We start from the raw sequence: 13755 nt of genomic DNA, 5'->3' as shown, positions 1-13755 counted from the left end.
CCTAAGTCGGGGCGTTTTCATTTGCAGCTAAGGCTTAGCGCGGGAACGCTGGCGGGTTTACACCGGCCATGTCTTCCATCACGCGGATCACCTGGCAGCTGTAACCGAACTCGTTGTCGTACCAGACGTACAGAACAACGCGGTTGTCCTGAACGATGGTCGCTTCTGCGTCGACCACACCGGCGTGGCGCGAGCCCACGAAGTCGGTCGAAACCACTTCCTGCGAATTGACGAAGTCGATTTGCTTGTGCAGATCGGAGTGCAGCGCCATGTAGCGCAGGTACTCGTTCATCTCTTCACGGGAAGCGCCTTTCTCAAGGTTCAGGTTGAGAATGGCCATCGACACGTTCGGCGTCGGAACGCGGATCGCGTTACCGGTCAGCTTGCCGGCCAGCTCAGGCAGGGCCTTGGCAGCAGCGGTGGCAGCACCGGTCTCGGTGATCACCATGTTCAGCGCGGCGCTACGGCCACGGCGATCGCCCTTGTGGAAGTTGTCGATCAGGTTCTGGTCGTTGGTGTACGAGTGAACGGTTTCGACGTGACCGTTGATGATGCCGAACTTGTCATTCACGGCTTTCAGCACCGGCACGATGGCGTTGGTGGTGCAGGAAGCGGCGGACACGATCTTGTCGTCAGCAGTGATTTCGTTGTGGTTGATACCGTGAACGATGTTCTTCAGTTTGCCCTTGCCAGGCGCGGTCAGAACAACGCGGTCGATACCCGGGCACTGCAAGTGCTGACCCAGGCCATCGGCATCACGCCATACACCGGTGTTGTCCACCAGCAGCGCATCTTTGATGCCGTACTGGGTGTAATCCACTTCGGTAGGGTTCTTCGCGTAGATAACCTGGATCAGGTTGCCGTTGGCGGTGATGGTGTTGTTTTCTTCGTCGATGGTGATGGTGCCGTTGAACGAACCGTGTACCGAATCGCGACGCAGCAGGCTGGCGCGCTTGGTCAGGTCGTTTTCGGCGCCCTTGCGCACCACGATGGCACGCAGACGCAGGCCGTCGCCGCCACCGGTTTTCTCGATCAGGATGCGCGCCAGCAGACGGCCGATACGACCAAAGCCGTACAGTACAACGTCGGTGCCTTTGCGTGCCGAAGCGTTTTGCTGGCCAACCACGTCAGCCATTTCTTCGCGAACGAACTGCTCGGCGGTGCGGCCGTTGCCTTCGTTGCGGAATTTGTACGCCAGCTTGCCCAGATCTACCGAGGCCGCGCCGAGCTTGAGCTCGCTCATGGCCTTGAGCAGTGGGAATGTTTCGTGGACGGAGAGTTCGCTGTCGTCGGCAGAACGGTGGCGAGCAAAGCGGTGAGCTTTGAGAATCGCGATGACAGACTGGTTGATCAGGCTGCGGCCATAGATCGAGCTCACCACGTTATTGTTGCGGTAGAGCTGACCGATAAGCGGAATCATCGCTTCTGCGAGTGCTTCACGGTCGATCCATTCACCAAGACACTGGTCGGGCTTCTGAGTCACGGTAACCTTCCACATGTAGGGGCAGAAAAAAGGGGCTACATTATGCCGCCGAGAACCTCTTGTAGCAATGCGCGCTTGTCGCGCAATCGGTAACAAATATCCGTCCAAAAAAATAACGCTCCCCGCCAGCCCAGTAAAACCGGGGCTTCCAGCGCAGCCATTTTTTCGACGACTGTTAGACGATGTCTGTAACCCTCCGTAACACCGACGACTTTCGGCACTACATAACCGTAAAAAAAGCGCTGGTTTTTATGGTTACCACTACATTTTTCCCAAACAGCGCAGATAGACGCATCCTGCAACTGACAGGCGGCACCGGACGCCGCTACAATTACCGACTTTGTCGCAACGCCTGGAGCTCAACCTTCCGTGCCTGTTCTGCGTCTACCGCTTCTCCCTGCCGCGGCAGGTAAACAGCACTGGGGCAACCTCCCCGGTGCCGCCCTGAGCCTGGCGATTGCCGAGGCTGCCAGCGCCGCCAAGCGCTTCACGCTGCTTTTGACCGCCGACAGCCAGAGTGCCGAACGGCTGGAGCAGGAGCTGAGCTTCTTCGCCCCGGATTTGCCGGTGCTGCATTTCCCGGACTGGGAAACCCTGCCCTACGACCTGTTTTCGCCGCACCAGGACATCATCTCCCAGCGCATCGCCAGCCTTTATAGACTGCCGGAGCTGGAACATGGCGTGCTGGTGGTGCCGATCACCACCGCCCTGCACCGTCTGGCGCCGACCAAATTCCTGCTCGGCAGCAGCCTGGTGCTGGACGTCGGCCAGAAACTCGATGTCGAGCAAATGCGCTCGCGCCTCGAAGCCAGCGGCTATCGCTACGTCGACACGGTCTACGAGCACGGCGAGTTCACGGTGCGTGGCGCGTTGATCGACCTGTTTCCGATGGGCAGCAAACTGCCTTATCGCATCGATCTGTTCGACGACGAAATCGAAACCCTGCGCACCTTCGATCCGGAAAACCAGCGCTCCATCGATAAGGTCGATTCGGTCAAGCTGCTGCCGGCCAAGGAATTCCCGCTGCAGAAAGAAGCGGTTACCCGCTTCAAGGCGCGCTTTCGCGAGCGTTTCGACGTCGACTTCCGTCGTTGCCCGATCTTCCAGGACCTGAGCAGCGGCATCACGCCGGCCGGTATCGAGTACTACCTGCCGCTGTTCTTCGAAGAAACCTCGACCCTGTTCGATTACCTGCCGCAAGACACTCAAGTGTTCTCGCTGCCGGGCATCGAGCAGGCGGCGGAAAACTTTTGGAACGACGTGCGCAATCGTTATGAAGAACGCCGCGTCGATCCATCGCGTCCTTTATTGCCGCCGGCCGAACTGTTCCTGCCGGTGGAAGACTGCTTTGCCCGCCTGAAGAACTGGCCGCGCGTGGTCGCCAGTCAGCAGGACGTGGAAAGCGGTGTCGGCCGCGAGCGTTTTCCGGCGCAGGCATTGCCGAATCTGGCGATCGAAGCCAAGGCTACCCAGCCGTTGGCCGCGCTTTCGGCATTCCTCGACGAGTTCCCCGGACGCGTGCTGTTCACCGCCGAATCTGCCGGTCGTCGCGAAGTGCTGCTGGAGTTGCTGGATCGCCTGAAGCTGCGCCCGAAAACCGTCGACAGCTGGCCGGACTTCGTCGCGAGCAAGGATCGCCTGGCGATCACCATCGCCCCGCTCGACGAAGGCTTGATGCTGGACGACCCGGCGCTGGCACTGGTCGCGGAAAGTCCGCTGTTCGGCCAGCGCGTGATGCAGCGTCGCCGCCGCGAAAAACGCGCCGACGCTAACAACGATGCAGTGATCAAGAACCTCACCGAACTGCGCGAAGGCGCGCCGGTGGTGCACATCGACCACGGCGTCGGCCGTTATCTCGGCCTGACGATTCTGGAAATCGATAACCAGGCTGCCGAATTCCTGACCCTCGAATACGCCGAGAACGCCAAGCTCTACGTGCCGGTGGCCAACCTGCATTTGATCGCCCGCTACACCGGCAGCGACGATGCACTGGCCCCGTTGCACCGCCTCGGCTCCGAGACCTGGCAGAAAGCCAAGCGCAAGGCCGCCGAGCAAGTGCGCGACGTGGCTGCCGAACTGCTCGACATCTATGCCCGTCGCGCCGCCCGCGAAGGTTATGCATTTGCCGATCCGAAAGCCGATTACGCGACCTTCAGCGCCGGTTTCCCGTTCGAAGAAACTCCGGACCAGCAATCCACCATCGAAGCCGTGCGCGAAGACATGCTCGCGCCGAAACCGATGGATCGACTGGTCTGCGGCGACGTCGGTTTCGGCAAGACCGAAGTGGCCATGCGCGCCGCCTTCATCGCGGTTCACGGTGGCAAGCAAGTGGCGATCCTGGTGCCGACCACCCTGCTCGCCCAGCAGCATTACAACAGCTTCCGCGACCGCTTCGCCGACTGGCCGGTGACCGTGGAAGTGATGAGCCGTTTCAAGTCGGCCAAGGAAGTAAATGCTGCGGTGGCCGAACTGGCCGAAGGCAACATCGACATCGTCATCGGCACCCACAAGCTGCTGCAGGACGACGTCAAGATCAAAAACCTCGGGCTGGTGATCATCGATGAAGAGCACCGCTTCGGTGTCCGTCAGAAGGAGCAGCTCAAGGCCCTGCGCAGCGAAGTCGACATTCTTACGCTGACCGCCACGCCGATTCCGCGCACGCTGAACATGGCGGTGTCGGGCATGCGCGACCTGTCGATCATCGCCACACCGCCGGCGCGACGCCTGTCGGTGCGCACCTTCGTCATGGAGCAGAACAAGAGCACGGTCAAAGAGGCCTTGCTGCGTGAGCTGCTGCGTGGCGGCCAGGTTTATTACCTGCACAACGACGTGAAAACCATCGAGAAGTGCGCCGCCGACCTGGCCGAACTGGTGCCGGAAGCGCGGATCGGCATCGGCCACGGGCAGATGCGCGAACGCGAACTCGAACAGGTGATGAGCGACTTCTACCACAAGCGCTTCAACGTGCTGATCGCCTCGACCATCATCGAGACCGGCATCGACGTACCGAGCGCCAACACCATCATTATCGAGCGCGCCGACAAGTTCGGCCTGGCGCAGTTGCACCAGTTGCGCGGTCGCGTTGGCCGTAGCCACCACCAGGCTTACGCCTACCTGCTGACCCCGCCGCGCCAGCAAATCACTGGCGATGCGGAAAAACGTCTGGAGGCGATTGCCAATACTCAGGATCTGGGTGCGGGCTTCGTGCTGGCCACCAACGACCTGGAAATCCGTGGCGCCGGCGAACTGCTGGGCGACGGTCAGAGCGGTCAGATTCAGGCGGTCGGCTTCACGCTGTACATGGAAATGCTCGAGCGCGCGGTGAAGTCGATCCGCAAGGGCGAGCAGCCGAACCTCGACCAGCCGCTCGGCGGCGGCCCGGAAGTCAATCTGCGGGTGCCGGCGCTGATTCCGGAAGATTACCTGCCGGATGTGCACGCACGCCTGATCCTGTACAAGCGCATCGCTTCGGCCACCGACGAGGAAGGCCTGAAGGATCTGCAAGTGGAGATGATCGACCGCTTCGGTCTGCTGCCGGAGCCGACCAAGAATCTGGTGCGCATCACGGCGCTGAAATTGCAGGCCGAGCAGCTGGGCATCAAGAAAGTCGATGGCGGCCCGCAAGGTGGGCGCATCGAGTTCGCGGCGCAGACGCCGGTCGACCCGATGACCCTGATCAAACTGATCCAGAGCCAGCCAAAACGCTACAAATTCGAAGGCGCCACGATGTTCAAGTTCCAGGTGCCGATGGAGCGCCCGGAAGAGCGCTTTAATACTGTGGAGGCGCTGTTCGAGCGCCTCATCCCGAAAACTGCTTGAAGGACGCCGCATGCGCCTGTTTCGCTCATTGACCTTGCTACTGACTCTTGTAGCACCGACGGCGTTTGCCGATGACCTGTATCAGGTCGAAATGATTCTGGTACGCCAGAACGCCGTGCCGGCGATTGTCAGCCGCGCCGCACCGGAAGACTGGGCGGCCGGCGCTCAGCGTTTGGGCGATGACAGCAAGCGCACCCCGGCGCTGAACGATGTTGTGACCAAACTCACCGCCAGCGGCGAGTACAGTGTGCTGATGCATAAAGCCTGGCAGCAAACCCTGGGCGAGACGCCAGCCAAGGTCGCAGTCAGCGAAGGTCAGGAGCAGTTCGGCCAGTTCCCGATCGAAGGCACGATTGAAATGAAGCTCGGGCGCTTCACCGACGTGAACGCCGACTTCTGGGTCAATCAGATCGACGCCAACGGCATGGTCACCGCCAGCGAGCGCCTGAAACAGGACAGCCACACCAAGAACGGCCAACTCAACTACCTCGACAACGGTCACCTGGCCCTACTGATCAAGATCACTTCGCTGACGGCGCCCGCGCCTCGGGAAGCGCCTGAAGTCGTTCCGGACTGATCGAAGTCCTTATGCCCCCGCCACTGAGTAAACCGCTGGCCTCCTCCTGGGTCAGCCGATTCAAGGAACAAAGCCTGGAGCGTGGCCGCCGCTACGCGCTGGAAAACCGGGTGCGATTCGTACAGGTCGGCGACGCGACCATTACCGCGAGCTGCGAAGGCTCTGGCGGTAATGTCTACCGTCAGACGATTCATCTGCGCGAGTCAGCCAAAGGCACGCTGCTGATGGTCGACGCCACCTGCACCTGCCCGGTGCACAGCAACTGCAAACACTGTGCGGCGGTATTGCTGCAAGTGCAGGAAACCCTCGAATACCCCGCCGCTGCAAAAGACGCCGAACTGCTGGAAAAACTCCAGGCCGTGCTGGAAAACCGCAGCCCGAAAGCACCACCGCAAGTGCTGGTGGACAACGTGCAACCGGTGCCGCGCCTGTGGCTGGCCAGCGTCGAGTTCAGCGCGTTCGAGCCGCGCAACGGCAAGATGCAGCGTTACATCCAGCATCGTGCGGCGCTGTCCTTCAGCTACCTCGACGAATACGTTAGCGGGCAAAAGAACAGCGACATTCTGATTCGCCAGGAAGCCCAGACCCTGCGGGTCAAACGCCACCCGGACATCGAACAGAGTTACCGCGAGCAACTGCGAATTCTCGGGTTCCGCATCGCCACCCGCCAGAGCAAGGCCCTGCCGGAAAGCGCCGGCGAACTCTACGAGATGGTCAACGACAGCGCCTGGCTGACGTTCACCCTCAACGATCTGCCGAAGCTCCGCACTCAAGGCTGGGAGCTGCTGGTCGACGATGAGTTCGGTTTCGACCTGACCGCCGTCGACGACTGGTACGCCACCGTCGAGCAGACGCCGGAACGCGACTGGTTCGATCTGGAGCTGGGGATCATCGTCAACGGTGAGCGCCTGAGCCTGCTGCCGATCCTGCTCAACCTGATGCGTTCACACACGGAAATCCTCAACCCGGAACGTCTCGCCCGACGGCGCGATGATGAGCTGATTCTGGTGAACATCCCGCAACGCAACAGCGAGCACGGCCCCTTGCAAGTCGCCCTGCCCCTCGGCCGACTGAAACCAGTGCTGGCGACCCTTGGCGAGTTCTATTTACAAGAGCCGGGCGAGACCACCCTGCGCCTGAGCAAGGCCGACGCCACGCGCCTGAATTCGCTGGAAGGCATTCCCCTGCTCTGGGAAGGTGGCGAGAAGATTCGCAGCTTCGCCCAGCGCTTGCGAGACATCCGCGACTACAGCACCAAAGCACCGAAGGGGCTGAATGCGACGCTGCGTCCTTATCAGCTCGAAGGCTTGAGCTGGATGCAGTCGCTGCGACAACTTGAGGTCGGCGGGATTCTCGCGGATGACATGGGCCTGGGTAAAACCCTACAGACACTGGCGCATATTCTCAGCGAGAAGAACGCCGGACGCCTGGATCGCCCGTGCATGGTAGTGATGCCTACCAGTCTGATTCCCAACTGGCTGGACGAAGCGGCGCACTTCACGCCACAGCTCAAGGTTGTCGCGCTGTACGGCGCCAGTCGTAAAAAGCATTTCGAGCATCTGGCCGAATACGACCTGATCCTCACGACCTATGCGCTGCTGCCCAAGGATGTTGAACGCCTCGCACAGCAGCCGCTGCACGTGCTGGTGCTGGATGAGGCGCAGTACATCAAGAACCCGAACAGCAAAGCCGCCCAGGCTGCCCGTGAACTCAATGCGCGTCAGCGCCTGTGCCTGAGCGGGACGCCGCTGGAAAACCACCTGGGCGAACTGTGGTCGCTGTTTCACTTCCTGCTGCCCGGCTGGCTCGGCGACGTCAAAAGCTTCAACGCCGATTACCGCGTGCCGATTGAAAAACGCGCGAGCGAAGTCAGACTTCAGCACCTCAACGGTCGGATCAAACCGTTCCTGCTGCGCCGCACCAAGGAACAGGTTGCCACCGAGCTGCCGCCGAAAACCGAGATCATCCACTGGGTTGATCTCAACGAAGCGCAGCGCGACGTGTACGAAACCATGCGTCTGGCCATGGACAAGAAGGTTCGCGACGAGATCACCCGCAAAGGCGTGGCGCGCAGTCAGATCATCATTCTCGAAGCGTTGCTCAAGCTGCGTCAGGTCTGCTGCGATTTGCGCCTGGTCAACGACGCCACCCTGCCCGCGCGCGGCAGCACCTCAGGCAAGCTCGACAGCCTGATGGAAATGCTTGAGGAGCTGTTCGAGGAAGGCCGGCGGATTCTGCTGTTCTCGCAGTTCACTTCGATGCTGTCACTGATCGAGGACGAGCTGAAAAAACGCAATGTCGCGTATGCGCTGTTGACGGGACAGACCCGTGATCGGCGTACACCGGTGAAGGAATTCCAGAGCGGCAAGCGTCAGATCTTTCTCATCAGCCTGAAGGCTGGCGGTGTGGGTCTGAACCTGACGGAAGCGGACACGGTGATTCACTACGATCCGTGGTGGAATCCGGCGACCGAGAATCAGGCAACCGACCGCGCGTATCGCATTGGTCAGGAGAAGCCGGTGTTCGTCTACAAGATGATTGCCCGGGGCACGGTCGAGGAGAAGATTCAGCACTTGCAGAAGGAAAAGTCCGACCTGGCGGCCGGCGTGCTGGATGGGCGCAAGGCCGGGGACTGGAAGCTGCAGAGTGACGATATCGAGGCGCTGTTTGCGCCGTTGCCGGACAAGTTTGAAAAGCGCTGAGATCTTTGTCGGCTATCAGATCGATTCGCGGGCAAGCCCGCTCCCACAGGTTTAGCGTGAGCTCTGTGGGAGCGGGCTTGCCCGCGAGAGGCTCGAATCGGTTTCGAGCCAGACTCAGCCCTTGAGTACGCGCGCCAACGTCGACTTCACCTTGCCCATGCCATCGTGCAACGCCTGCTCGATCTCGGCCATGGTGATCACTTCAGTGGTCTTGCCCGCCGCCGGGTTCACCACCAGCGACAGACAGGCGTAATCCAGATCCAGCTCACGGGCCAGCGCCGCTTCCGGCATGCCGGTCATGCCGACGATGTCGCAACCGTCACGCTCCAGACGCACGATCTCGGCCACGGTTTCCAGACGCGGGCCCTGGGTGCAGGCGTAAACGCCTTGATCGCTGTACTCGCAACCTTCGGCGGCCAGCGCAGCAATCAGTTGCTGACGCAGCGGTTCGCTGTAGGGAAAGCTGAAGTCGATGTGTGTGACATGTTCCAGCTCATCGGCGAAATAGGTGTGCTCGCGACCGCTGGTGTAGTCCACGATCTGATGCGGCACGCAGAAATGTCCGGTGCCCATTGCAGGATGAATCCCGCCCACGGCGTTGACCGCGATGATCGCTTCGGCCCCGGCCTGCTTCAACGCCCACAGGTTGGCGCGGTAGTTGACCTTGTGCGGCGGGAAGCGATGCGGGTGGCCGTGACGAGCGAGGAACAGCACTTCCTTGCCGGCATACTCGCCAATCTGAACCTCGGCCGAGGGCGCGCCATAAGGCGTATCCACCGCCAGCGACTGACGAATGCTCAGGCCTTCCAGCTGGGTCAGGCCGGTGCCGCCGATGATTGCGTAAACCGTCATAGCGAAAAATCCTTAATCGATCAGTTGAGCGTCTTTGAGCGCGCCGACAGCGGTCAGCCAGCGCGGATTCTGGCGGTATTCGGTGTTGGCAAATGCCTGACCGCGCATGCGCGCGATGCGCGGCGACGGCTTGACCTTCATGCGCTGCGCGGCGCTCAGGGCCAGTTCGGCGGCCGCGCGGTCGTTGCACACCAGACCCATGTCGCAACCGGCACTCAGTGCCGCTTCGATACGGCTGGCGGCGTCGCCAACCACGTGGGCACCGGCCATCGACAGGTCATCGCTGAAGATAACGCCGTCGAACTGCAACTCGCCGCGCAAAATGTCCTGCAACCAGCGTCGGGAGAAACCGGCGGGCTGTGCGTCGACTTGCGGGTAAATGACGTGGGCCGGCATGACGGCGGCCAGTTGCTTGCTGAGTCTGGCGAACGGCACGAGGTCGTTGGCGCGAATCTCTTCGAGGCTGCGCTCGTCGTTGGGAATCGCGACGTGCGAGTCGGCTTCCGCCCAGCCGTGGCCAGGGAAATGCTTGCCGGTGGCGGCCATGCCGGCGCTGTTCATGCCTTTGATGAAAGCACCGGCGAGTAGCGCGGCGCGCTCCGGGTCACCTTCGAACGAGCGGGTGCCGACGACGGCGCTACGCTGATAATCCAGATCCAGCACCGGCGCGAAGCTCAGGTCGAGTCCGACCGCCAGCACTTCGGTGGCCATGATCCAGCCGCATTGCTCGGCCAGATACTCGGCGTTCGGGTTGTCAGCGATGGCGCGCATGGCTGGCAGACGCACGAAGCCCTGACGCAGACGCTGGACGCGACCGCCCTCCTGGTCTACCGCCAGCAGCAAGTCCGGACGAATGGCACGGATCGCCGCGCTCAGTTCGCGCACCTGGCGCGGATGCTCGATGTTGCGGGCAAAAATGATCAGGCCGCCCACTTCGGGCTGGCGCAATAATTGGCGATCTTCGGCCGTCAGCCAGGTACCGGCGACGTCCACCATCAACGAGCCTTGCAGGCCAGCAGTCATAGAGATTCCTTGAAAACGAAAAACCCGTCGCCCACGAAATCACCACCTGGGGCATTGCCCGGCGGGTCGGTGATTTCAATGAGAAACGGGTTCAGAACGAGAGTCGACATGGGCGGCTAGCTTAGCGGATGTCAGCTGCCGCGCCCACCCATGGACGGTTAAACCTTGGCAGGTGCCGGTGCGGATTTGCTGCGTGGTCGCAACTGCGCGGTGGCCATGGCCGTGTCGGTGACGCCGGTTTCGGCACGCATGCCGGCTGCCAGGAACGGCACCATCAAGCGCATCACCTGCTCGATGGAGGTATTGACGCCGAAATCGGTCTCGGCAATCGCGCGCAGGGCCTTGATACCCGACATGCTGAATGCTGCGGCACCGAGCATGAAGTGCACGCGCCAGAACAGTTCGATCGGAGGAATGCGCGGGGCGGCTTCGTTCACCAGCAACATGTAGCGACGGAAAACCTTGCCGTACATGTCTTCCAGATAACGGCGCAAGTGGCCCTGGCTCTGACTGAAGGCCAGACCAAGCAAGCGCATGAAGATCGACAGATCGTTGCCGCTGCGTGGCTGAACCACCAGCGCTTGCTCGACGAGAATTTCCAGCAGCTCTTCGAGCGAAGGCTTGTTCTCTGGCTTGGCCTGGCGGCGCTCCAGCTCTTTGTCGAGGCTGATGCAGAACGGACCGAGGAAGCGCGAAAAAACCGCCTGGATCAGCGCCTTCTTCGAGCCGAAGTGATAGTTCACCGCAGCGAGGTTGACCCCTGCCTTGCTGGTGATCAGACGCAACGAGGTTTCAGCGAAACCTTTTTCCGCGAACAGCTGTTCTGCAGCATCAAGAATGCGTTCAACGGTTTCCGACTGGGCCATGGCTACTCCGCCTGACAAACACTTGTTTGAAACATACGTTTCAGCCTATGCCTTGTCAAGCCTGCCAGTTCGTTTTGGGAATGGTCGGTCAGTTATTTAACCACAACAAGGACGCCACATTAATCAGCTTCGGCACTGACCGTCCGGCGGCATGGCAAAAAACGATCATTGCCAAGACCGCTTCACTGTATATAATCCCAGTCACTGTATAAAAAGACAGAGCGATCAATATGCTTAAGCTGACGCCACGCCAAGCCGAGATTCTGGCCTTTATCAAACGCTGCCTCGAAGACAACGGCTACCCGCCGACCCGTGCGGAAATCGCTCAGGAACTGGGTTTCAAATCGCCCAACGCGGCCGAAGAGCATCTCAAGGCACTCGCCCGTAAAGGCGCGATCGAGATGACCCCCGGCGCCTCTCGCGGCATTCGCATCCCTGGCTTCGAAGCCAAGGTCGACGAATCCACCCTGCCGATCATTGGTCGAGTGGCTGCCGGCGCGCCGATTCTCGCCCAGCAGCACATCGAAGAGTCCTGCAATATCAATCCGGCCTTCTTTCATCCGCGCGCCGACTACCTGTTGCGCGTCCACGGCATGAGCATGAAGGACATCGGTATTTTCGACGGCGACCTGCTGGCGGTTCACACCACCCGCGAGGCACGCAACGGTCAGATCGTGGTTGCGCGGATCGGCGACGAAGTCACCGTCAAACGCTTCAAGCGTGACGGCAGCAAAGTCTGGCTGATTGCCGAAAACCCCGAGTTCGCTCCTATCGAAGTCAACCTGAAAGACCAGGAACTGGTCATCGAAGGCTTGAGTGTCGGCGTCATCCGCCGCTAAAGGAGGCTTTATGCAGTTCCCACACGCACCTCAGCAAACACAACTGCCGTTGTTCGAAGCGTTTCTGGCCCAACCGCTCGCCCCCATCCTCAAGGATGTCGTCGAGCGTCCGTGGAATACCGAACCTGAAGCGTTCAGCGAGCTGTCACTGCGCGGCGCGACCGGGAACTGCCTGAACCTGCTGGCACCGATTCTTCGCGAACTGAGCGAGGATCAGGACGCACGCTGGCTGACCCTGATTGCACCGCCTGCCAGCCTGACCCAGACCTGGCTGCGGGATGCAGGATTGAATCGCGAACGCATCCTGCTGTTACAACCGCGCGGCGCTCAAAGCGCTCAGCAACTAGCCTGCGAAGCATTACGCCTGGGCCGCAGCCACACGGTCGTCACATGGCTGAACCCACTGAGCGCAGGGTCACGGCAACAGCTGATCAGCGCCGCCCGCACCGGGGACGCTCAAAGCCTGAACATTCGTTTGGGGTGATTCAGCAACAATGCGCGCCATGTAAAGCGCAGGGCTTCTCCAGGGATAGAGAAGCCGATCTGGAGCAGTAACTGATGACAGACAGCGGATCAATGAAGAACCCGCGGCCCCTCATCCTTATCGAATTCGCCTTCAACCATACGCCCCGCCATTTGCACGCCGACGCTCAACATCGCTTTGGCAATTTCAACGTGCTGGCCCTGCAGAAACGCCTTGGCATCCTCGGAGAAATCCAGAGTCACCAGAGAACCCTCGTCCTCGGCCCTGCGCAGTTCGATTCGGCCGTCTGGTAGCTCGACAATTTCTAGAAAGGACGTTGGCATATAGGTCTGTTCTCCACGAAAGGCAGGGATTATATAGACATCATTCAGGCTTCGCTCGGGATCTTGACCAGCAGCACGCCTCTCGTCGCCGCCAGTCCACAGCTCCTCAGCACTCGTTCAAGCCTTCACGGAAACGGATCGCCAGCCCCTTGAGGTTCTGCCGCCAGCTCTCGAGCTCTTCGCGGCTCAACTCTTCAACCACCTCTTCTTCATCCAGATTCACGGCCTGAATCAACGGCTGCGTCACATCGCCCTTCGGCTTGTGTGGCACCCGTGGCGGCTGAAACAGCGCCGAGTGCGCGGCCAGCAATTTAGCCAGCCAGGTCTCCGGATTGCCCGCCAGCTCGATCATCTCCGCCAGCTCAGGAATGGCAATCGACTCCAGCACTTCGCGGGTCAGCAGGGTTTCCGCCCGCGACGCATTGGCTTGCGGCAGACGATAGAAGCCGGCGATTTCATGACACAGCCCCAACAATGCACCGTAGAGATGAAACAGTGCGGATTCGCGCCCGGCCTGAATCAGCGCCAGCGAGTTCATCGCCCGCACCTCTTCGGCCCTGGCCAGCGCTTCCAGCGACAAACCCGCGAAATAGATCTTCTGATTGGTACGGGTATAGAGTTCGTGGGCCATGTCGGCACTCTCCACAACGAAATAATTGCTTCACACAGGCCGGACAGTGTCATGGATCAGCCGATCCGACCGCAAGCATTGTCTAGTCCTGAAATAGGTTTACACCTGTTTCACCCTAACGCCCGATGCACCGCATCGGGCGTTTTGTATTTTAAG

At 60.6% G+C, this 13755-nt stretch carries 11 protein-coding genes; 5 read left to right on the top strand and 6 right to left on the bottom strand.

The annotated features are described in order from the left end of the window. Positions 1 to 34: 34 nt before the first annotated feature. Entirely contained in the window at positions 35 to 1498 is a 1464-nt protein-coding gene (locus AC1Q9F_RS18170) for a glyceraldehyde-3-phosphate dehydrogenase (RefSeq protein ID WP_207983436.1), read from the bottom strand. Positions 1499 to 1852: 354 nt separating this feature from the next. Between AC1Q9F_RS18170 and mfd the strand changes: the two genes are divergently transcribed. From mfd to AC1Q9F_RS18155, 3 genes are read left to right on the top strand one after another with little or no spacing between them, the layout of a single operon-like run. After that, positions 1853 to 5302: a transcription-repair coupling factor gene (gene mfd / locus AC1Q9F_RS18165; RefSeq protein WP_492620552.1), complete on the top strand. Its 3450-nt coding sequence runs from the start codon at positions 1853 to 1855 to the stop codon at positions 5300 to 5302. Positions 5303 to 5312: 10 nt separating this feature from the next. Next, positions 5313 to 5879, top strand: coding sequence for a CsiV family protein (locus AC1Q9F_RS18160; RefSeq protein ID WP_007953029.1), 567 nt, complete (start codon positions 5313 to 5315; stop codon positions 5877 to 5879). A gap of 11 nt (positions 5880 to 5890) precedes the next feature. Continuing rightward, entirely contained in the window at positions 5891 to 8581 is a 2691-nt protein-coding gene (locus AC1Q9F_RS18155) for an SNF2-related protein (protein WP_492620551.1), read from the top strand. Positions 8582 to 8695: 114 nt separating this feature from the next. Here AC1Q9F_RS18155 and AC1Q9F_RS18150 read toward each other — a convergent pair whose 3' ends face one another. The 3 genes from AC1Q9F_RS18150 to AC1Q9F_RS18140 form a co-directional block, all read right to left on the bottom strand. Then, positions 8696 to 9433 (bottom strand): S-methyl-5'-thioinosine phosphorylase, encoded by a 738-nt coding sequence (locus AC1Q9F_RS18150; RefSeq protein ID WP_492620550.1) that lies wholly within the window; start codon positions 9431 to 9433, stop codon positions 8696 to 8698. Between the two features lie 12 nt (positions 9434 to 9445). Beyond that, positions 9446 to 10444 (bottom strand): beta-N-acetylhexosaminidase, encoded by a 999-nt coding sequence (nagZ, locus tag AC1Q9F_RS18145; protein ID WP_492620696.1) that lies wholly within the window; start codon positions 10442 to 10444, stop codon positions 9446 to 9448. A 170-nt stretch (positions 10445 to 10614) separates the two neighbouring features. Further along, a complete protein-coding gene (locus AC1Q9F_RS18140; RefSeq protein WP_007953037.1) occupies positions 10615 to 11322 on the bottom strand; it encodes a TetR/AcrR family transcriptional regulator in 708 nt (235 codons plus the stop codon). A gap of 230 nt (positions 11323 to 11552) precedes the next feature. Here AC1Q9F_RS18140 and lexA point away from each other — a divergent pair, with 230 nt between their 5' ends. Then, positions 11553 to 12161 carry a transcriptional repressor LexA gene (gene lexA, locus AC1Q9F_RS18135; protein ID WP_007953044.1) on the top strand — a complete coding sequence of 203 codons (609 nt, stop codon included), beginning with the start codon at positions 11553 to 11555 and terminating at the stop codon, positions 12159 to 12161. Positions 12162 to 12171: 10 nt separating this feature from the next. Next, the gene (gene sulA / locus AC1Q9F_RS18130; protein WP_207983441.1) at positions 12172 to 12645 is read left to right on the top strand and encodes an SOS-induced cell division inhibitor SulA; all 474 of its coding nucleotides are present in this window, start codon (positions 12172 to 12174) and stop codon (positions 12643 to 12645) included. An 89-nt stretch (positions 12646 to 12734) separates the two neighbouring features. On the opposite strand, the gene AC1Q9F_RS18125 is transcribed toward sulA, so the two are convergent. Continuing rightward, positions 12735 to 12968: a hypothetical protein gene (locus tag AC1Q9F_RS18125; protein WP_007953047.1), complete on the bottom strand. Its 234-nt coding sequence runs from the start codon at positions 12966 to 12968 to the stop codon at positions 12735 to 12737. A 106-nt stretch (positions 12969 to 13074) separates the two neighbouring features. Beyond that, entirely contained in the window at positions 13075 to 13599 is a 525-nt protein-coding gene (locus tag AC1Q9F_RS18120) for a DUF6586 family protein (protein WP_492620549.1), read from the bottom strand. Positions 13600 to 13755: the final 156 nt, after the last annotated feature.

The organism is Pseudomonas sp. GW823-FHT04A03 (genome assembly GCF_058796615.1).
Note: the sequence above shows the minus strand (reverse complement) of the source record. Positions and strands in the feature narration are given on the sequence as shown.

Excerpts from the sequence above, each read along its gene's own strand:
- AC1Q9F_RS18150 (WP_492620550.1), bottom strand. The coding sequence starts at position 9,433 with ATGACGGTTTACGCAATCATCGGCGGCACCGGCCTGACCCAGCTGGAA.
- AC1Q9F_RS18125 (WP_007953047.1), bottom strand. The coding sequence starts at position 12,968 with ATGCCAACGTCCTTTCTAGAAATTGTCGAGCTACCAGACGGCCGAATC.
- AC1Q9F_RS18120 (WP_492620549.1), bottom strand. The coding sequence starts at position 13,599 with ATGGCCCACGAACTCTATACCCGTACCAATCAGAAGATCTATTTCGCG.
- sulA (WP_207983441.1), top strand. The coding sequence starts at position 12,172 with ATGCAGTTCCCACACGCACCTCAGCAAACACAACTGCCGTTGTTCGAA.
- lexA (WP_007953044.1), top strand. The coding sequence starts at position 11,553 with ATGCTTAAGCTGACGCCACGCCAAGCCGAGATTCTGGCCTTTATCAAA.
- AC1Q9F_RS18140 (WP_007953037.1), bottom strand. The coding sequence starts at position 11,322 with ATGGCCCAGTCGGAAACCGTTGAACGCATTCTTGATGCTGCAGAACAG.
- AC1Q9F_RS18155 (WP_492620551.1), top strand. The coding sequence starts at position 5,891 with ATGCCCCCGCCACTGAGTAAACCGCTGGCCTCCTCCTGGGTCAGCCGA.
- AC1Q9F_RS18170 (WP_207983436.1), bottom strand. The coding sequence starts at position 1,498 with ATGTGGAAGGTTACCGTGACTCAGAAGCCCGACCAGTGTCTTGGTGAA.
- AC1Q9F_RS18160 (WP_007953029.1), top strand. The coding sequence starts at position 5,313 with ATGCGCCTGTTTCGCTCATTGACCTTGCTACTGACTCTTGTAGCACCG.